Genomic DNA, 20,491 nt, shown 5'->3' on the forward strand with positions numbered 1-20,491 from the left:
GCTCAACCCTTTATCTGCGAAGAATGCTTTGGGAAGAAATCGAAACGGGGTGGAAGCGAATGCACCTTATGAAACCCGGTATCAATTTCGTGCGCTTCACATAACTCTGCATTGCTATCGAAATCGAAGTTCCAACTAAAGAATTCGTGCGCATCGAAATCCATATAGTCGCATATAGTCTCGCAGCCCTTTGGACATATAGGATGCATTAACAATGTTGCTACGCGCAATAAATAGAAGCAATCGCAAAGAAGTTGGGTGCGCTCTTTGCTTGGGGTGCTTGCACCCTCGCCTTCAATACTAGATACTCGTTTTGCCCCATCCGCCCAAATCTTTTGTGACCAGCGTATGAACTCATCTGCTAATTGCATCACAGAATGCAGTTCAACTTTATGCATAAGCGCATCGTATTCATGTATAGTGCTTTGCGCGCGCAGCCTATATTCCTCTGTAACATGACCCACAGGCATGTAGCCATCGAAACTGCGTGCCGCCTCATAAAGACAACTGCGTGCCAAACGATTGAAAACATTTGTCAGCAACGCACCTTCTTTTTGAACAGGATCAGCCACACGTGTATCGGCACGCTGTTCGTCTGTAAGCTTGGGATCGAAAGGCTTTGGTGCAAACGCTACCGATTTCTGATCTAGACCGAGCGCTAAGAAATGCGCCCGCAGCTGCTCTACAGTGTAATATTCCAGCAAATCTTCCCCGCTAGGTGGTTTAACCGCACCCGAAGATGATGCCTTCGTCTTACCAAATAGCAAATGATGATTCGCTATTAGTTTTGTTTGACAAAGTGGCTTGGAATCGGGCAGACCAAAAACGCCACGAGAACCCAATGCCTTCCACATAGCTGGCTGCGCAACGCCGTAGAAATATAGATTATCTTGCCCGATAAATTGGTAAACTTGCGCATCTTCGCTGCACCAAAAATCGCGCCATGTATTACGCGGAAGACCCATCGCATCATTGGCAGCTATTGTAAATGAAATAGGTGCCCACAAAGATTCGGGCCAACACCAAACCGTAAGCCCTTCAATACCCTCTAGCACAGGAGATTTAACTCCCCATTCGATATTGCCAGTTATACGGAACGGTACAAGTGTCTTAGATGTGCGAAAACGTATACCAGCACCAGACAGCTTCTCGCAAGCTTCCTCGCGCGCTTCAATGTTTTCAAATTCTAAGCTGAAACTTTGCTTGTTACCTTCAGCTTCATGCATAACGTGCTTAGGAAGGTTAGCCGCAACGGATTCGTATTCGGAATAAAGTTCGTTTTTGATAAAAATAACAGGAGCACCGAGAAACTCTTTTATAGTTTGCGGAACAACGCTGCGAATTTCATCGTCAAGTTCAAGTTCTGCAACATATTCTTTAAGGAAGTTGCGAAATGCCGGCAAGTCGAAGTACCAATTGCTGACCGGGCGCATTTCTGGAACTGTACCGCTTAAAGTAGAAACAGGATTTATTAGATCGGTTGGCTGATACTGATGCCCTAAATCGCATTCGTCGGCATAACCGTGTTCCGACTTACAGCCCTGCACAGGACAATGCCCTTGCACTTGCCTGCCATTTAGAAATGTGTTTGCCTGCGTATCGAAGAACTGCAATGTGGACAAAAGCCTTAAAGTGCCCCGCTCGTATAATCCGCGTATAAACGCATATGTTAGCTCTTGGTGTACCTCTCCTGCATGTCCAATGCCTGAGCCCTGAAATATATCAAGAGAAACATCGAATTTATTGAGAATATCAGCTTGAGCATCGTGGTTAGCTTGCACATATTCCTCTATCGTGCCGCTAAAAGTGCCCGCTTCCACCGCTTTTCGATAACCCTCGTTTATGGGCGACCCAAAGCAGTCGGTGCCGCAGACAAAACGCACATTGCCAGCACCAATGCGATCGCGCAAAAAGCGCGCAAAAGCATCAGCAGGGATAAAAACTCCACCTATATGACCAAAATGCAAAGGCTTATTGCCATAAGGCATGCCCGCCGTTACAACAGCGCGATGCGGCCACACCATTTCGACATCTTTATCCCAGTGCACCGTTCACTTCCAATCTATCAGCTATAGCGCGAAGCGCAACAGCGCTGTCGTTGCTTTTCTCGGATGCTCCAAGCATATCAAGAAGCTCCATCAAATCGCTTGTGTCGGACTCAAGCGAAACGGTTGGCAATTCATGGTCAAAGCCAGCCAATTCACTTGCCTTTGAAATAGCATCTTCAAAAAGCCCTATTTCGTCGGCTAGCCCATTTTCAACAGCATCTACACCCGTAAATAGAAGACCAGTTGCCAAACTTCTAACTTCGTCTTCATCCATGTTGCGCCCATCGGCAACCGTTTGAATAAATAAATCGTTAATTTGGTCAACCATTGACTGGTACCAATTACGCTCTTCTTCAGTTAGAGGTCGCGAACCACCGCCAGCATCTTTAGAATTTGCCGACGTAATGTTATCTATATTGATTCCAAGCTTGTCGTAAAGACCCGACAAATCTGTAACCTGCATAATTACACCGATAGAACCTATTGCAGTAGTCTTATCTACAAATATGTAATCGGCTTGCGAACTTATTTCATATGCAGCGCTAGCATTTGTGGCAGCGCTTGAAACCACTATTGGTTTTTCAAAATTCTTCACGTATTCAGTCATTTCTTCGCCGGCAGTAGCCACGCCACCACCAGAATTAACGCGAAGAACAACAGCCTTTATATTGTTGTTTTCGGCAGCTCTATCAAGCATGTCTTTCAAACCCTCAGGGCTGCAAGACGTGCCGTCGTATTGAATTGTTCCATCAATGTCGATAACAGCTACGCTAGGACTGTTTATCGAAACTGTAGGGCTTGAAGATGCTAACGATGAAAACGGATTTGCAATTGTTCCTATAGCAGCCGAGCAAGACACTACAGAAACAATACATACAACCATAATGGCAAGTGCTACAACTATGCCAACTATCCAACCCTTGCCACTTTTGGCTTTAACTGGCTGTTGTACGCCGTATTGCTCGTTGTATGGATTGCGGTTTTCGGTTTCCATATAAACCCACTTAGAATTCGAAGTTCTCGTCTGTTCTGCCTTGATGCATCTGGGCTTTCTTCGCAGTACGCAGCAAGAATTCTGTATTTGTATCGGTCTGCTTGAGCGATTTGATTAGCATATCCATCGCGCGCTCGGTGTTGTTCATATTGGCAAGTATGCGCCGTACAGCCCAAATAAGTGGTGCCTCTTGGCTATCAAGCAGCAATTCTTCTTTGCGTGTACCAGATGACACAGGATCGATTGCCGGGAATATGCGACGATCTGCCAAATAACGATCTAGCTTCAGCTCCATGTTGCCGGTGCCCTTGAATTCCTCGAATATAACTTCATCCATCTTAGAACCGGTGTCAATAAGAGCCGATGCCAAAATAGTAAGGCTACCGCCGTTTTCAATGTTGCGGGCTGCGCCTAAGAAGCGCTTTGGCGGATACAATGCCGTGGAATCTACGCCACCGGAAAGCACGCGCCCACTTGCAGGTTGAGCCAAGTTATAAGCGCGTGCCAAACGAGTAATAGAGTCTAGCAAGATAACAACATCTTTGCCCTGCTCTACCAAACGCTTAGCGCGTTCTATAACAAGTTCAGCCACTTGAATATGGTTTTCGGAAGGCATATCGAATGTGGAAGAGACAACCTCGCCCTTAATTGAGCGCTCCATATCGGTTGCTTCTTCGGGGCGTTCATCTATGCCTAAATACATCAGATGAGCTTCAGGATTATTCGCCGTTATTGCAGCTGCAATGTCTTTTAATACGGTAGTTTTACCCGCTTTCGGCGGAGAAACAATAAGCCCGCGCTGACCTTTGCCAATAGGTGCCGCTAAATCGATAACGCGTGCGGTAATTGTATTTTTGCCGTGCTCCATAAGAAGGCGCTCGTCGGGAAATACCGGCGTAAGCTCTGAGAATTTCGGGCGACGCTCAATCTCTTCAATAGGAATTCCGTTAATAGTTAGAACTTTTTGAATGGCTGCAAACTTTTCGCCCTCACGAGCTGGACGTGTCTGACCGGTAACAAAATCGCCTTTGCGAAGACCATTGCGGCGAATTGTAGAAAGACCAACATAGACATCGTGTTCGCTTGGCAAATAGCCATCGGTGCGCAAGAAGCCGTAGCCATCTTGCAGTATGTCCAAAATGCCGCCGACCTCCAAAAAGCCTTCAGCTATGGCAAGAGTTTTGTATATCGTCTCCACCATATCGGCTTTTTTCATACCGGATGCATCTATATTCAACTCGGCAGCTTTTTCGCGCAATTCGGGAAGTTTAAGCTCTTCTAAATCTTCGCGACTAACGCTTGGAGTATATTCGCGCTGGCGATTGTCGCGCTGGCGACGATTGCGATTGCGATTATTTCGATTGTTATGATTGCTGTGGTTTGCCTGATTGCTGTTCTGCTGATTTTGCTGTGTGCTATCAGCTTTTACAGAACGCTTGGGAGAACGTTCTTCGCTTGAATCTGATGTTTGATCTGCTTCGCGGTTTTGCTCAGGCTCAATAGTTTCTGCTGCAACTGCAACTTCAGTTTCAGCTTCGGCAGGTTTTTCTGCTGGAACCTGAGTGGAATTATCTTCGGGTTTGGTTTCTTTGGTTTCTTTGGCTTCTTTGGTTTCGGTTGATTTTGCTTCTGTTTCTGCTTCTGCTTTACGAGGACGACCGCGTCTCTTTGGCTTTTCCTCAACTTCCGCTACAGTTTCCGCAGCTTCTTTAGTTTCTTTAGCTTCCGCAGCCTCTTTAGCTTCTTTGGTTTCTTTAGTTGCAGCCTTCGCCCTTCTAGTGGTCTTTTTCTTTTCGGGTTCGGGCGCTGCTTCTTCCTTTTTTGCAGCGGTTTTTCTAGTGCGAGTTTTCTTCTGCGGTGCTGCCTGTTCGCCGTTATCGACAACTGTTGCCTCAGCTTCAGCCGCCTTACGCGCTTCCATTTCCGCTTTCGTAGGACGACCGCGTTTCTTTTTAGGAGCCTCAGCCGGTGCTTCTGTAGTTTTTGTTTCGTCTGCCATCTACTTTACTTTCTCCCAGTCGTTCAGGAAGCTTTGTATACCCGCATCAGTAAGCGGATGCTTCACCATTTTTTGTAACACCGCAAAAGGAACAGTGGCTACATCGGCACCCATTAATGCGCATTTTGTTACATGGTTTGCGCTGCGAATGCTGGCAGCTATAACTTCTATTTGCTCACCGTTTACGGTGCTTCCCGTAAAATCGTAGTTGTTGATGGCTCCTACAATCTGCGCCACCTGATCTATACCATCTTCCGATATATCGTCAAAACGACCAATAAATGGAGAAATATAACGCGCACCAGAACGCGCTGCTAACATGGCTTGCGGCACTGTGAAGCAAAGTGTCATATTTACGCGAATGCCTTCATTAGCCAAAGTGCGCGTAGCGGCTAAACCTTCAACAATAGTTGGCACTTTCACAACAACATTAGGAGCTATAGCTGCAAGCTCGCGCCCGTCGCGCACTATTTCATCGCGCGTCATAGCTACAGTTTCAGCAGATACGGGGCAATCTGGTCCTACCGTTTCGCAAATGCGCTTTATGTGGTTCGGAAAATCAGCCAATTTGCCGCCGATGCGAGAATAGAGTGTTGGATTAGTTGTAACTCCTGCAAGCACTCCCCAAGCCGCAGCTTCTTCAATCTCGGACAAATCCGCAGTATCGAGAAAGAATTTCACATTGTTCCCTTCGTCATGAATGCCTAGGTAAATTTGACCCTTATAGGCGAATCGAATGAATTGATCGTTTGATTCTTTTAGAAATTCGAAACGCGAACACAATATCACATGTTAAGCCCAGCCTCAATGAAAATCTATGCGCTTACCAACTTTAAGCCGCTAGCGCAGCTTTGCGCGACGGTCGCGCCAATCAGGCATAAAAGAATCCATTAGCTTATGAAAGCGTTTACCATGACCGCCCTCTAGCAAATGGCACAATTCGTGCACGACCACATATTCCAAGCATTCCGGCGGATATAGCGCAAGGCGGGTATTTATGCAAATACGACCAGTAGCAGGTTGACAGCTACCCCATCTGCTTTTCATATTTCGATACACCAATTTGGTGGCGCGCACCCCCATTATTGGCTCCCACGCTTGCACAAGCGGCGGCACACAGGCGCTAACCACCGCCTTCCATTCTTTCTGCTCTTCTGCACTAGCTTGTTCTGCACGAAACGCTGGCGAATTTACAACAGCCAGCTGTTGGCGGCGTATCCAGTTTTGTTTTTGGGTAATAAAGCGCTCTATATCGCGCATAGGCATATGCATTGGTGCAGATACTTCTATGCGACCATCAGGTGGTTTTATGCGAAGATTCATATTTTTAATTCGTTTGCGACTAAGCCATATATCAAAACCTGCCACATTAACTAATTGCGCTTGTTCCTTAGCTTTCATTTGCTATTTGCCGCCTTCATAACCAAATCGTAGGCGGTATTTTTCGATATGCCAAATTCTGTCGCAAGGCATTTTGCCGCTTCTTTCGTGCGCGCACCTTGGCTGATTAGCTCAGATGCACGCTGCTCTAAATCGGCAGCACTAGGTTTATTTTCGGATTCATCTGGCGGATCTATAACAAGAACTATCTCGCCTTTTATAGAGCTGGCAGCTTCGCGTTTTGTAAAAATGTTACACGCTTGCTCGGCAGTTGCGCAAACTATTTCTTCATGCAGCTTAGTTAATTCGCGGCAAACTGCCATTCGGCGCGTAGGCATTGTGCGCGCTATTGAAGTCAGCGCCGAAACAAGACGGTTTGGGCTTTCATAAAAAATAAGTGCAGCATCTAGTGTGCGCAGATTTTCCAACGTGCGCTGGCGCTCGTTTTCTTTGCGCGGAAAAAAGCCCCCGAAATAGAAACGCGGACATACCGTGGCACTTGCAACGTAAGCAACAAGTGCTGCACTTGCCCCCGGCAGCACTTCTATTGAAACACCAGCTTCACGCGCCGCCCTTACAAGACGCAAGCCGGGGTCAGACACGCCCGGCATTCCCGCGTCGCTGCAATAAGCTATGTTTGCGCCTTGTGCAGCGCGCGCTATTACATCTAAAGCGCGTTTGGAAAGCGAATTTTCATCTAGGCGCATAAGCGGCTTTGATATGTCGTATGCAGCCAGTAATTTCGCAGTTATGCGGGTATCTTCAGCACACACAAGATCGGATGCGCGCAAAGTTTCAAGCGCGCGCAAAGTTATATCGCCCAAATTCCCTATAGGTGTAGGAACTATAGTTATTTTTCCGTCAGAATTCATGACTTTATTATAGAAGAGAACGCGTGCGGCGATACTGAATAGCTTCGTGCAAGCCGCCTGCCAAATCGCCTGCTTTGGTGCGGTTTAAGCTGTAACAATTTGGTACCGCATCGGCTAGGGCGCGCTCAAGCGACCCCGCATTTGCCGCCGTAGAAGCAGCGGCAGCGTATATACGAGTTGTATCAAGTGCCCGAAACGCATCTATTGGCATGATTGATTCCTCTGGCTCGCCTGAAAGCAACCTATCTAGTGGAACCGCATTGTGCCAATGGCGAAGAATGCGATGTTTTATGCCGTGTTTTCCGCAAGCCTTGCCAACATAGATTTGGCAATATTTATCCAAAATCATCATGTATACGCCCTGCACTCCGTCAAGTTCCCGCAAATCGTATACCGGCTGTAATTGAGCAAAGTTAGCTAGCAGCCTTTCGAGAGCGTTATTAAAATCTTCGTGCGAAAGGCGCTTGAAATACGCCATGGACAAATCGTAGTTCAAAAGGCAGCGCTTTTTGTGACTAGCCCACAACCTGCGGTTAGACCGAAGCCACTTGTCTTTAAATAGATAATTACCGCGACCGGTTTTGTATATTAGATTTCGTTTAGACAGCCGAAGGTCGCGCAGAGGAAGCCTGCATCTTATCCCGAAATGGACACGGGTGTGCGCGGTGCGCGAATGTTTAGATGCAGGCGATACCGACTCACTCAAGCCAATATCTCTTCCTCTATTGCTACCTCAGATGCTAGATCGTCAGTTTTTGGTTGTGGCTGCACATGAGCTTTGCGAACGGCGCGAGCCTGCCCTTCTTTCGCGGCAAGGTTTGCCTTCGCCACAGCTATCATCAGTTTGATGCGGTTCAGCTGATTCACTTCGCTAGCGCCCGGGTCGTAGTCAACCGCAACAATATTGCTTTCTGGATATTGGCGGCGCAGCTCTTTAATAACCGATTTCCCAACTACATGGTTCGGTAAGCACGCAAACGGCTGCGTGCACACTATATTGGGGCAACCCGAACGAATAAGTTCAACCATTTCAGCTGTAAGCAGCCAACCCTCGCCCATAGAGTTGCAGAGGCTAAGTATTTGGCTTGCGTACTCGGCAAGCTCGTATATATCGGCAGGCGGATGGAAACGTTGGCTGCGCTTTAGCGCATCGTTAACGGGCTTGCGCAGCTTGGCTATGGCAGCTAATCCTATACGACTGCCAAGCGCACTTTTCGCCGATTTCCCAATTTGACGCTGGAATATGCCACCAGCTATGCCGAACAGGAAAAACTCGATCAAGCCCGGCACGACCGCTTCGCAGCCCTCAGCTTCAATTTGATCGACCACTTGGTTGTTCGCCGTTGGATGGAATTTCACCAGAATTTCGCCAACTACACCAACGCGCGGCTTTGTGCCCTCGCCCGTCAGGGGCAAAGTATCGAAATCGTCTACGATGCGATTTACCGTGCGTTTGAATTCGCCCATGTTCACACCGCGCGCAAGCTGGGCTTTGCATTCGCTCATCCAATGCTCAAACAGCCTGTTCGTAGAGCCGGGCTCCATTTCATAGGGGCGCGTGCGATAAAGGCACATCATAAGCAAATCGCCATATTGCAGGGCAAATATAGCCTGATAGAGCATTTTTGGAGTTATCTTAAACCCGGGATTAACTTCGCCTAAGTCTTTGAATGAAAGTGCAATAACAGGAATATGAGCAAGCCCAGCTGCTTTAAGCGCTTTTCGAATTAGCGATATATAGTTAGTTGCACGACATCCGCCACCTGTTTGAGTTATAAGAACTGCCAGCTTATCGGTGTCGTAGCGACCGCTCATAACGGCTTCCATTATTTGCCCAGTTACTAAAATTGATGGATAGCAAATATCGTTGTTTACGTATTTCAAACCGGCATCAACAGCGCCCGTGTCAACCGACGGAAGAAGTTCTACGTTGTAGCCATTCTTCAGGAAAATTGGCACCAGCAATTCGAAGTGATACGGTGCCATTTGCGGTGCCAATATTGTATAGCCGGCATCTTTCATTTCTTGGGTGAACTGCACGCGGGCAAATTCGGTTGAAACCCCTTCGCGCTGCTCTACTGCTTCAGCCGCCACACCTTCAGCTTTCTGGGTATAGCTTTCGGGAACAAGCGAATCTATGTCAGATTCACTGATGCAAACAGCCGGACACGGACGCGCCGCCGCCAAAGCATCGGATGTAGCTTCAGCTTCCCTATCTTGCTGATCTTTTAGAGCAGCCAACAAACTGCGTACACGAATACGTGCTGCACCTAGGTTTGACACCTCGTCAATCTTTAACACTGTGTAAACCTTACCCGCCGCTTCAAGCACTTCTTGCACTTGGTCGGTAGTAAGTGCATCTAGCCCACAACCAAACGAGTTGAGCTGTATTAAATCTAGGTCGTGGCGTTGCGTTACCACTTTTGCTGCCGCATACAAACGCGTGTGATACATCCACTGATCGACCACGCGTATAGGGCGCTCTAGTTGACCTAGGTGCGCCACGGAATCTTCCGTAAGTACCGCCAAGCCAAAACTTTGCAAAAGCTCTGGAATAGCATGGTTTATTTCGGGGTCTTGGTGATAAGGACGACCCGCAAGCACTATGCCATGCGTGCCAGTGCGCTCCATCCATGCAAGCGTTTCTGTACCCTTGCGGCGAATGTCGCGCTTGAATGCCTCGTCTTCTTCCCATGCGGCATCGACCGCTGCCTCTATTTGCGCTTTCGTAAGCGCCGGACCTTTAGCGCCCACCTGCTGGCGGAAAGTGGTGCCAAGTTCTACCCACAAGCGCTCTTTCAGTTTCTCTTTATTGTCGTAGGGAAGCCACGGGCTAACGAATGCCACATCTGTTTCGCGGAGCTCGTCTATGTTTAGGCGAAGCGCCTCGGGATAGCTTGCCACAATTGGACAGTTGAAATGATTTCCCGCAGTTGCATCTTCTTGGCGCTCCCACTTGCTGCACGGCATCCATATGAAATCGGGATGCTTCTCAAGCAGATTCATAATGTGCCCGTGAGATAACTTCGCCGGATAGCAAACACTTTCAGATGGCATGCTTTCTATGCCCGCTTCGTAAGTTTTCTTAGTGGACGGATCGGAGAGCACCACGCGATAGCCCAGTTTAGTGAAGAAAGTAAACCAGAACGGGTAGTTTTCATACATGTTAAGAGCGCGCGGCATGCCCACGCTGCCTCTAGGTGCATCCTCTAGAGCAAGCGGCTCATAGTGTGTAAATATCCTGTCGCTTTTCCATTCGAACAAATTCGGTACGCTGCTTTTTTGGGTGCCGGTACCTAGGCTTTCGCCCTTTTCGCACCTATTGCCCGTTATGAAGCGCCGATGCTTGCCGGTTTCTTCATCAACGCCGAAGTCGTTAACAGTAAGCAAACAGCTATTCGAGCAGCCCTTGCAGCGAACAGTGCGATGCGTAGGCTGAAGCGACTGAATTGCCTCTAAAGTGAGAAGCCGGCTTACAGGCGCGCTTGATGGGTTTTCTGTCGCCTGCGCATTGGAAGGGGTGGCGGAAGCGGAGTGAGGGCTGCGAAGCTTCTGATCGCAGCTTTCGCCCCCCTCAACTACAGAATCGGAGGAATGTAGTGAAGGCTGCGCAGCTTCTGAACGAAGTTCTTCCGATTCCGCAGCTTTAGAGCTTTCGCGCCGCAAGTTTGCAGCATATCTGTCGCGTGCCAACAGGGCGGCTCCGAATGCCCCCATGTTTCCAGCTATATCAGGACGCACCGCATTCACTTCCGATAGCTGCTCGAACGAGCGCAATACAGCATCGTTTAGAAATGTGCCGCCTTGAACTATTACCTTTGTGCCCACATCGTGCGGGTCGCGTATCTTAATAACCTTAAACAGCGCGTTCTTTATAACCGAAATTGCAAGACCAGCTGCAATGTCGCCCACTGTAGCGCCTTCTTTTTGCGCTTGCTTCACGCGGCTGTTCATAAACACCGTGCAGCGGCTGCCCAGATCGACCGGACGCTTGGCTTGTATGGCAGTTTTCGCGAAGTCTGCCACATCTAAATTCAAACCGCTAGCAAAACTTTCAATAAAGCTGCCGCAACCAGAACTGCATGCCTCGTTCAACATTATGTGTTCGATAACACCATCTTTCACACGCAAGCATTTCATGTCTTGCCCGCCAATGTCTAAGATGAACTCTACGCCGGGAAGCATTTCCTGTGCGCCACGCAAGTGTGCAACTGTTTCTATTTCGCCAGAATCTACCTGTAGCGCTTCTAGCAGCAAACCCTCGCCATAACCCGTAACGGTGGAATGCCCTATGCGCACAAGCGGCTTACCGGTTGAAGCGTCAGTTGGAAGCGAGTTGTACAAATTGGCTATTGCGGCTTTCGCACAACCCAGCACATCGCCTTTATTGGATGCATAAGTAGACCACAGAAGTTCGCCACTTTCGCCTATAAGCACAGCCTTAAAAGTGGTGGAACCTGCATCTATACCCAAATATGCCGTACCGCGATAATCATCCAAATTGCCACGGCGCACGCATTCGGAATCGTGCCGTGCCTTAAATTCGGCGTATTCCGCATCTGTTGCAAACAGCGGATCTAGACGCACAACTTCGCTACCTTGCACGTCCCCTAGCTTTTCGAGACGCTCTAGCACGCAGGCTAGCTTCTCAGCTGCAGCACCTTCCGTAACGCCCGCAATGGCGCAGCCGCACGCCACAAACAAGTGCGCATTCTCGGGCACAATTATTGCATCGTCTTCAAGCGCAAGCGTCTCGTAGAAACGTTTACGCAGTTCGGGAAGATACTGCAAAGGACCGCCAAGAAACGCCACATTGCCACGAATAGGACGACCGCAAGCCAACCCCGATATTGTTTGCGTTACAACCGACTGAAAAATTGACGCAGCTATGTCTTCTTTGCGCGCGCCTTCATTTAGAAGCGGTTGTACGTCAGTTTTAGCGAACACGCCACAACGACTAGCGATTGGGTATATAGTATCGTGCGTTTTTGCCAGTTCGTTCAAGCCACCCGCATCTGTATCTAAAAGCGCCGCCATCTGATCGATGAATGCGCCGGTACCACCTGCGCAAGTGCCATTCATGCGCTGCTCTATGCCGTTGTCGAAATATATTATCTTCGCGTCTTCGCCACCAAGTTCTATTGCGACATCGGTACGAGGAATGAACGCCTCAACTGCTGTTTTGCTGGCAATAACCTCTTGCACAAAAGTTATTCCTAGCCACTGAGAAAGCAAAAGACCACCAGAGCCGGTTATGGCTATAGTCATAGGTTCCTCGCCAAATTGTTCGGCAGCCTGACGAAGCACATCAACTATGGTTGCGCGAACGTCGGCGTGGTGGCGCTGATATACGGACCAGCGAATATTGCGCTGACTATCTAGCACAGCCAACTTTACTGTGGTTGAGCCTACATCTATGCCTATGTGTAAATCGGTTGAAGGCGCGGGCGCTGGTGCTGGTGTGGGCGCGGTGTGCGGCGCTGGTGCTGGCGCGGTGTGCGACGCTGGCGTGGGTGCGGTGTGCGGCGCTTCATTTACACGCGTTACGCGCATAGCTTGCTCATTGATAGTGGCATCTTCTATCTTGATGTATTTTTGTTCCCTCTTCATGCATGTCTCCTGCTTTGAATTAAAGCGTGTTTTTGCGTTCTATTTGTCAATTTCGCCTAAGCTATTTTTTTAACGTGAGTTTATCAGATACGGGCAGAATTACGACACTCTATGCGCATAAGACACACGGCGTACCGCATTGGCGGCACCGGACGGCAGCAGCAATAGGTAAGATTGATTGCACCGAGCGAATTGTCTAAGAGCCCACTTAGCTGATGCATAAGGTTTGCGAGATTTTTTGCTATATTGCATGCGCATTTATCAAACAGTGGCAAAATACAAATCGTCTAGGCTAATGCAGGTTGGATCAACCGCTTCTTCTGATGCATACCAACATATTTCCGGCACGTTTTGTTCCAAATCAGCCAAATCAATAAACCAATCTTCAGAAGAATAGTTTTCCGTAAATACAATTTCTAATGCGCCAACAATATGTTCTATATTGCTAAATTCGTAGGCTTTTCTAATAAACGCCACACCAATTTTTGCATTCATCATACATACAGTGCCATTTTCTCGGCTGAAAAATCTTGCCCATTCTTCCCCTGCATCGAAGTCCCAATCTAGCTCTAAGCTGCTATCCGCCGATTGAATTTCCGCAAGTAATTCCGCAAATTCATTGCCAGCAAATATTTTCTTGCTACGTGCCCTTTTCAGAACTTCTGTCATATTTTCCACTTTTGAATGCCTAACAATAACATCTAGTATTGCGTTTCTAATAAGACGCAAATCGTGCAGTATTAATTTTGATGAGTCTACCACTCCGGAATCTTTTTGAGACTGTTTGGAAGAAGCTTTTTATCCGAGTTTCAACGCCATTCGATTAGTGCCAGAAAGCCGCATGAAACCAAAGTGTTCATAAAACAATTCAGCAGTTTCGCTAAGAGGATCAACGATAAGAGCCCTAGCACCTGCAAGATTTGCTACTTTCAAAGCGTTCTGGATAGCATCTCGTAGAAGAGATGCACCCAGTCCACAACCTTGGAATCGCTCATCGACGCCCATCATGCCCAACAGTATTGCCGGTACCTGTTGAGGTGCATTACGAACAAACCATCCACCATCAATGTCGGCTCTTGTCACAGAATGGGCACTCAGTGTATAAAAACCCGCAACAACATCGCCGTAATAGACCGCGTAAATAACAGCTGAACCGCGTTTACGAGCAGATGCTGAATGCTTCTTAACCCAATTATCTACGAATTTATCACCACAATGGAAATCAGCTATACCTACGCCCGGCTTAAGCTGAACAGGCTTCGAAAAGCCACTCACTCCCAAACCGCCTTGCGAGTTAGCAAATCTTGAGTGGTTTTCGGCATAGGAGACTCAAGCATCTCGCAAAAGGTATCAAATGCTTCGAGCGAAAGAGCAGTAGTAGTAGCCTCATCTATATCGCGGCGTGCACCTTCATCGAGATGCGTGGTTGCCCATTGTGTAATTGTTTGACCGCGCAGTGATGCCGCACGCTCATAGTTGATGCGCTGAGGCTTGGTAAGCCGAATGTCCATCCGATATAGTTTTTCCTGTTTTTCTACCACCGAAGACACATCCGTCTCCTATCGTTTGATGCATTTTTGACATATTGTACGGATTTATTCCGCACTAATCAATAGTCAGCATCCACATCTTTTTGTAACAGTGGCGAAAACAAGTAAATCCATACGACAAAGCGCACGAATTGTGAACCCTATTTACTTAGCAAAAATGAATATGTTTACGATGCGTGGTGTCTTTGATATTTTCCTATTATCGTACCGCTAGCTAGAACATGATCCTCAATTGCTTCCATCAACTCTTCTTTTTTACTGTTAACACTTATATCAATCTTTGTATCCAAGGCATATACAGTAAATCTGTACCTATGGTTCCAATTAAATGGCGGTTTAGGTCCTCTATAGCCATGCTTTCCATAGCCTATTCCCTGTTCAATATGTATCGGATTTTCTATTGTTGCACCTTTGGGTATTGAGCCCGGTATTCTATTGTTTGGTGCCAAATTCCATGCAATCCAATGATTAAATCCCTTCACTATCGGATGGTCCAAATCATCCATTACGATAGCCAAAGTTATAGTTCCTTCAGGAACATTATCGATAATAAGTTCCGGCGAATTATCCTCAGCATAACCTGCCACACTATCTGGCATCCATCCCTCATTTTCAAATTGTGATGATGTCACCTTTAATTCATTCAATTGTTTTTCTCCGATTTCTAAATGTGCAACTTTAATGTGAGTATATCCGATGCCGCAATTTAAATACCAAACCCGGCAAAAAGCTGCTCGCGATAAGCCAGGTCTTTAGAAGCTTCAAGCACATCAGTTTCGCACCCGGCAGCAAATAGGTGTTCGATAAGAGAATGTAACGCGCCGCTTCCGCGCGTCCTTGCGAGATTCCTTACTCTAATTCCCACTCTTCACCAGTTTACGTAGCAAAAATTAGCTTGTTGATGTCAATTATTTTGTATGATTAACAAACCGCAAATACACCGTCACAAAGCAACGGAAATCTCTAGCGAATCATTTAGCCTATCCTCAATAGGACAAGCGCCCGTCCATGTTCCCCTTTTTATCCAATAGTCGATACTGTGTTGCTTACAAAACCGAACAACTTCAAGCGTTTTATCGTTATACCAAGTCTTAACATGAGGAAACTGCGATACAGTCTTGTTATAGTTTGTTCGCCCAAAAATGATTTTATCCGCAAACGATATTCGCTCCAAAATTGACCCTAGATCTTGCTTGACAATATTGGGTGTAGGGTAAGGCTCCATACTTACCCATGTTTTACATCCCTTGTTTTTAAGTTTTTCAAGAGCTTGAATTCTATCTTCGTATGGAGCTGCACCAGACTCATAGAGATTGCGATAATTTTCATCAAGAGACACAAGAGTTATCCCATAGATATTCTCCCGCGAAAGAGATGCCAGCTCTTCTGGAAGAACGCCCTTACTTAGCACAACGCAAGGAATACCATCTTCATTAAGACGCTTAATAGCTCGAATACTCATCTCACAAACATCATCATAGCCATACATGAATGAGTCTGTAGTAAAGCAAAGTTGAACATAATTGATCTTTTTTTGAGCCTTGGTATTTCTGCATCAAGTAGCTCCAGTGTATTTGCAACTAAAGCAGGTTTACACCAATCTTCATAGGATTTAACCTTACCAAATCGCTTAGCCATCATCATTGCATAGCAAGGATATTTACATCCATGAGAACAACCCTCCACGTGATTCATGGTGTAATCACCGTATTCCACCTTAGTTTTATACAACATAGAGCGCCGTATGATAGATCGGCTACATTTCATTGTTAATTACCTCAATCCAAGCTCTTTTACCGCGGCTTTCTTCCATAAAGGCTGTCGGATTATTGTTGCCAGTCATATTAGGTTCTCTTGTAATTTTAACTTTTGCCCTCTTTTCTAGATTGGCGACGATGTTTTTCAAGTCTTTAAATGGAAGAGTAATACCCACAGATGTCATAAAAGATGCATAGAATTCATTCAATCTGACACGACAACCAAGCTGCAGTAAATATTGCAACATATCGTTTTCGATATCTTTAGATAATATAAGTTCATTTTCCACATTTTGATTAAAAAGACTAAGCTGGTTGCCACTCTGCATGAATAATAGAGACTCTTTACCTCGCTCCATTGATTGATGCATAAGAATAGTACCATCTGGATGGGAACAAGCATGAAGCATACGATATTTTGGACGTTGACCCGCTTTCAACCTTACCGGAAAATTAAGTACATACTTGTAACATTCATTGAGACGCTCTGCATAGCAACATGCTATACAACACTCCGCTTTATAACCATCAATTTCTTTAGCCTTGTAGCTTTTTGTAATGTCGCGCCAAACTTGCGTTCCCATTACCCTATCAAGCCTCTTAGCAGCTTCAGATTTTTCCTTAAAATCCCAAGAGTCTCGTTCGATCAAATCTTCTTCTACAGGAACATCTGACAAGTCCAATCCACATACTCGACACGCTTCTCTCAGGAATCCAAAGGAGTTGAAATTTACAAGTATTTCAACCGAGGGACACAATTCAATTAACCTATCAAAAAGAAGCATATCTAAATGCTTTATTCCAAAAGGATCAACATATAAGAATAGATTTGATCCCTCAATATTCAATTCGCTGAGAATTGTAGGCATATCCTCAAATGACTTTTTAAAGATAATTGCATCCCTTGATGCTAGGTTATGATTCAATTCATCCGCATACTAGTTCAAAAAAGTTAGAAAAATGGTCAAAACTTCCGGCTTTCCATGGTCATAGCGCCACATAGTAAACTTGAAATGTGGAGAACACTGGGCAAACAGAAAATTTGACGCTTTTTTGATGCCTTAGCAGGCAGGGTTTTGTGTTCAGGACCGTGGAAAGTCGAAAGTTTTGACCATGTCTTCGCCTAAAAAGTGACGAAAACAACACACAACCTAATTGGATGTGCCAAAGAGCAGCGTGCCAAAGGATTGCACCTAATGGCACACTCTTTGACACGCTATATCCGGGATGGAGTTTTCAACAGAATAGGCACTAAAGCCTGAATTGATGAATTGCTTTTAATTGTGCATTAAATGCCAAATTCGGCAAAAAGCTGCTCGCGATAGGCTGGGTCTTCGGATGCCTTGAATAGGTCGTTTTCACGCTTTTTAGAGAGAAGTAACTTTGTGAGTTCTGCATAACGCATTTCAGCCTCAGCACGTCCTTGTAGGATTCCGCGCTTCAACCCACGTTCCAACCCGCGTTCTTCTCCCTCTTTTAGAGCAGCTCTGCGGGCTATACGTACTTCTCGTTCCCAATCTTCTCCTATTGTACTTACAGAAAACACCTTATTCACCCACCCTCTATCTTTATTGGCTCTATCTACTGCACAAGCAATGGATGTAACTAGTTTGTCTTGTTTATCTATTTTACCAGTGGAGACATACTCCATAAAAGAGAGCAGATGCTTATCTTTTGTCTTCTTATAATCCTTGCAGTTAAGAGCAATCCAGTGTATACCGCTGTCTATATCTAAAGATGTGTCTTGTCTACATATTGGTTCTATTTCATATACAGGAAGTCCTGCTTTGAATGGGTCATGATTACAAACAAAGATAATATAGCTTGTGTCTAGCTTATCGTAGTCTGCTCCTTTATCAAGCGATGTAGTATCAATAGATGCTTGATAGTATCTATATCTCCTAGCGATATCTGCTCTTTGTTGAATTTGTAGTTCTATGTCAAAAACTTCATGTTTTGTCTTAGCAAACAAATCTAACCTAACACTCTTAAAATCTAGTCTAGGTTCTATTGCTTGTTCAGCGTTTTTGTAAATTAGGTCATCAATTTGTTTATTCAAAACACACTCTAGAAAGTCTTTACATATATCTTTTTGAATCATTACACGATTAAACATAAATTGATTAGTAATAGAAACAGTAGCTTGCTCATCCATGTTTGATATTCTTTCTCTAGAAGACTTATAAATCTTCTAATCAAGACTAGATTGCAAACCTTATATCTGTGTATCAAAAATGCGATATCAAGTGACATACAAACCTTGGCACAAAACCAACTGTTTGCAACACCTATTGACATCTCAAATCCTTATAGTTGCAACTTTTAATGAGTGTAAATCTTGCAGAAAGCTGGCATTTTGTCACACTTCATTTAATCCTTCCCAAACAAATCGCGGGTGTATACCTTGACGGATACGTCGTCTAAATCAGGGCTCCAGCGGTTGGCTACTATTAGGCCGCAGCGATGCTTGAAGTCAGCAAGATTGCGCATCACTTCGCTACCGAAAAATTCAGGCGTATTTAAGGTAGGCTCGTATACAACAACAGGAATACCTTTAGCCTTAACGCGCTTCATAACGCCTTGAATAGAACTTTCGCGAAAGTTATCAGAGCCCGATTTCATAGTGAGGCGATAAATTCCCACCACAGGCTTTTCGACACCTTCATAAACTAGCCGCCACACGCGGTCTATTATCTCATCTGCAATGTAGTCTTTGCGCGTGCGATTGGCATCTACTATAGCCTCTATAAGGTTTTGGGGAACATCTTTGTAGTTGGCTAAAAGCTGCTTGGTGTCTTTAGGCAAGCAGTAACCGCCATAGCCAAACGATGGGTTGTTGTAGTGGTTTCCAATACGCGGGTCATAGCCCACCCCTTCAATAATTTGCGCAGCGTCTAACCCACGCACGCTTGCATATGTATCAAGTTCGTTGAAGTAGGAGACGCGCAAAGCCAGATAAGTGTTGGCAACAACTTCACCGCTTCAGCCTCGGTTGCTCGCATAATAAGGGTCGGAATATTTTCGGCTGAATCTTGCGCACCCTCTGCTAGCAGAGTTGCAAACTTGTGTGCCGCAGATTCAAGTTCGTCCTTAAAGGCGCTCTCGGAAGGCACGCCCACGATAATGCGCGAAGGATACAAATTGTCATAGAGCGCATGACCCTCACGCAAAAATTCAGGACTAAACAGAAAACGTCCTGCCGAATAGCGCCGGCAAAGAGACTTGGTATAACCAACCGGCACCGTGGATTTAATAACCATAACAGCAGCAGGATTTACTTCTAATACAAGCTCTATCACCTGCTCAACATAGCTGGTATCGAAGAAATTCATATCGGGGTCGTAGTTTGTCGGCGTTGCTATAACGACTATGTCTGCCGATTTATAAGCTTCTGCCCCATCAAGGGTGGGGTGCAAATCAAGGTTTTTATGAGCAAGAAAGTCTTCTATATCGGAATCTACGATTGGGCTTTTTCGGGCTTTTAGAAGTTCAATCTTTTCTGGCACAACATCTACAGCAATTCTCCTTGGTCTGTCTTCTTTCAGGATAGACCCCCGGACGATTTCTTGGACACGTAATAACGTGGAAAGGAAAAACCGGTGTATAGTCCAGAGTTTAAGATAAAAGCCCTAAAAATCCTTGATGAATGCAATAACTCGTGCTTAAAGACCTCTCGTTGAGGAACTTGAAGACCACACCTCGATAACTCGTTTGGAGAGACGATATGAGTAGAACATTGTGAGCCCCTGCTTCATATCGTCTATTCATATAACCGTGGGTCGAGGCTGATAATGGTTCCATCTAACCAAAACCGACAACCAGCCAGGTTGCCACATATATGAGAGGGACTCACCATGAACCATGTTACTTCAATCGGCCTTGATGTCCACGCGCGTTCTATCACTGCGGTCGCGCTTGACTCCATCACGGGCGAGGTTCGTTCACAGAAGTTTGGCTATAAACCTGCGGAAGTGGCAAGCTGGATACTTCAGTTCGAATCCCCGAAAGCAGTTTAGGAGTCCGGCGTGACGGGGTTCCACCTTGTCCGCTCGCTTCGGGAATTCGAGGTTGATTGTATCGTCGGGGCAGTTTCCAAGATGCACAAACCCGCATCCGACAAGCGCAAGAAGAACGACCGCAGTGATGCGGAGTTTTTGGCGCGACAGCTTATGGCGCACAATATCGTGGAAGTGTTCGTGCCGGATGTGGAGACCGAAGGCGCCCGCGATCTCTCCCGCGTGCTGGAAGATATCCGAGACGACCTCACGCGCGCCAAACATC

18 protein-coding genes are annotated in these 20,491 nt (G+C 46.2%); 1 reads left to right on the forward strand and 17 read right to left on the reverse strand.

Translation table 11 applies throughout. The features are described 5' to 3' along the window. Positions 1-2 precede the first annotated feature (2 nt). The 17 genes from G7Y37_RS03185 to G7Y37_RS09305 all read right to left on the reverse strand — a co-directional run bounded on the left by G7Y37_RS03185 (position 3) and on the right by G7Y37_RS09305 (position 19,716). On the reverse strand, positions 3-2,024 hold the full coding sequence (locus tag G7Y37_RS03185) for a class I tRNA ligase family protein (protein ID WP_165061728.1): 2,022 nt from the start codon (positions 2,022-2,024) through the stop codon (positions 3-5). Positions 2,025-2,034: 10 nt separating this feature from the next. After that, positions 2,035-3,042, reverse strand: a complete 1,008-nt coding sequence (gene sppA / locus G7Y37_RS03190; protein WP_165061680.1) for a signal peptide peptidase SppA — start codon at positions 3,040-3,042, stop codon at positions 2,035-2,037. Between the two features lie 10 nt (positions 3,043-3,052). Continuing rightward, entirely contained in the window at positions 3,053-5,041 is a 1,989-nt protein-coding gene (gene rho, locus G7Y37_RS03195; RefSeq protein WP_241155982.1) for a transcription termination factor Rho, read from the reverse strand. Next, complete coding sequence (locus tag G7Y37_RS03200) at positions 5,042-5,722, reverse strand: transaldolase family protein (RefSeq protein WP_165061683.1); 681 nt, start codon at positions 5,720-5,722, stop codon at positions 5,042-5,044. A gap of 159 nt (positions 5,723-5,881) precedes the next feature. Beyond that, a complete protein-coding gene (locus tag G7Y37_RS03205; protein WP_165061686.1) occupies positions 5,882-6,442 on the reverse strand; it encodes a M48 family metallopeptidase in 561 nt (186 codons plus the stop codon). Continuing rightward, positions 6,439-7,293 (reverse strand): 16S rRNA (cytidine(1402)-2'-O)-methyltransferase, encoded by an 855-nt coding sequence (gene rsmI / locus G7Y37_RS03210; RefSeq protein ID WP_165061689.1) that lies wholly within the window; start codon positions 7,291-7,293, stop codon positions 6,439-6,441. The genes G7Y37_RS03205 and rsmI overlap by 4 nt, the downstream gene beginning before the upstream one ends. A gap of 7 nt (positions 7,294-7,300) precedes the next feature. Then, entirely contained in the window at positions 7,301-7,789 is a 489-nt protein-coding gene (locus G7Y37_RS03215) for a hypothetical protein (RefSeq protein WP_165061692.1), read from the reverse strand. A 206-nt stretch (positions 7,790-7,995) separates the two neighbouring features. Beyond that, positions 7,996-12,903, reverse strand: coding sequence for a 2-hydroxyacyl-CoA dehydratase (locus G7Y37_RS03220; protein ID WP_241155983.1), 4,908 nt, complete (start codon positions 12,901-12,903; stop codon positions 7,996-7,998). A gap of 261 nt (positions 12,904-13,164) precedes the next feature. Beyond that, positions 13,165-13,665: a hypothetical protein gene (locus G7Y37_RS03225; RefSeq protein ID WP_165061695.1), complete on the reverse strand. Its 501-nt coding sequence runs from the start codon at positions 13,663-13,665 to the stop codon at positions 13,165-13,167. Positions 13,666-13,701: 36 nt separating this feature from the next. Continuing rightward, complete coding sequence (locus tag G7Y37_RS03230; RefSeq protein WP_165061698.1) at positions 13,702-14,178, reverse strand: GNAT family N-acetyltransferase; 477 nt, start codon at positions 14,176-14,178, stop codon at positions 13,702-13,704. Continuing rightward, entirely contained in the window at positions 14,175-14,453 is a 279-nt protein-coding gene (locus G7Y37_RS03235) for a DUF1778 domain-containing protein (protein WP_206214076.1), read from the reverse strand. The genes G7Y37_RS03230 and G7Y37_RS03235 overlap by 4 nt, the downstream gene beginning before the upstream one ends. A gap of 167 nt (positions 14,454-14,620) precedes the next feature. After that, positions 14,621-15,100, reverse strand: coding sequence for a YbhB/YbcL family Raf kinase inhibitor-like protein (locus G7Y37_RS03240; RefSeq protein ID WP_165061701.1), 480 nt, complete (start codon positions 15,098-15,100; stop codon positions 14,621-14,623). Between the two features lie 296 nt (positions 15,101-15,396). Continuing rightward, positions 15,397-15,942 carry a radical SAM protein gene (locus G7Y37_RS03245; protein ID WP_206214077.1) on the reverse strand — a complete coding sequence of 182 codons (546 nt, stop codon included), beginning with the start codon at positions 15,940-15,942 and terminating at the stop codon, positions 15,397-15,399. Positions 15,943-16,209: 267 nt separating this feature from the next. Next, positions 16,210-17,136, reverse strand: coding sequence for a three-Cys-motif partner protein TcmP (gene tcmP / locus G7Y37_RS03250; RefSeq protein WP_165061704.1), 927 nt, complete (start codon positions 17,134-17,136; stop codon positions 16,210-16,212). A 362-nt stretch (positions 17,137-17,498) separates the two neighbouring features. Continuing rightward, a complete protein-coding gene (locus G7Y37_RS03255; RefSeq protein ID WP_165061707.1) occupies positions 17,499-18,365 on the reverse strand; it encodes an Rpn family recombination-promoting nuclease/putative transposase in 867 nt (288 codons plus the stop codon). Between the two features lie 215 nt (positions 18,366-18,580). After that, complete coding sequence (locus G7Y37_RS09300) at positions 18,581-19,159, reverse strand: UDP binding domain-containing protein (RefSeq protein ID WP_241155984.1); 579 nt, start codon at positions 19,157-19,159, stop codon at positions 18,581-18,583. Next, complete coding sequence (locus tag G7Y37_RS09305) at positions 19,105-19,716, reverse strand: hypothetical protein (protein WP_241155985.1); 612 nt, start codon at positions 19,714-19,716, stop codon at positions 19,105-19,107. The genes G7Y37_RS09300 and G7Y37_RS09305 overlap by 55 nt, the downstream gene beginning before the upstream one ends. A 519-nt stretch (positions 19,717-20,235) precedes the next feature. Between G7Y37_RS09305 and G7Y37_RS09100 the strand changes: the two genes are divergently transcribed. Continuing rightward, on the forward strand, positions 20,236-20,491 hold a 256-nt coding region (locus tag G7Y37_RS09100; protein WP_241155986.1), incomplete at its 3' end, for a transposase.

It is taken from the genome of Adlercreutzia sp. ZJ154 (genome assembly GCF_011039055.1).
GTDB lineage: Bacteria > Actinomycetota > Coriobacteriia > Coriobacteriales > Eggerthellaceae > Adlercreutzia_A.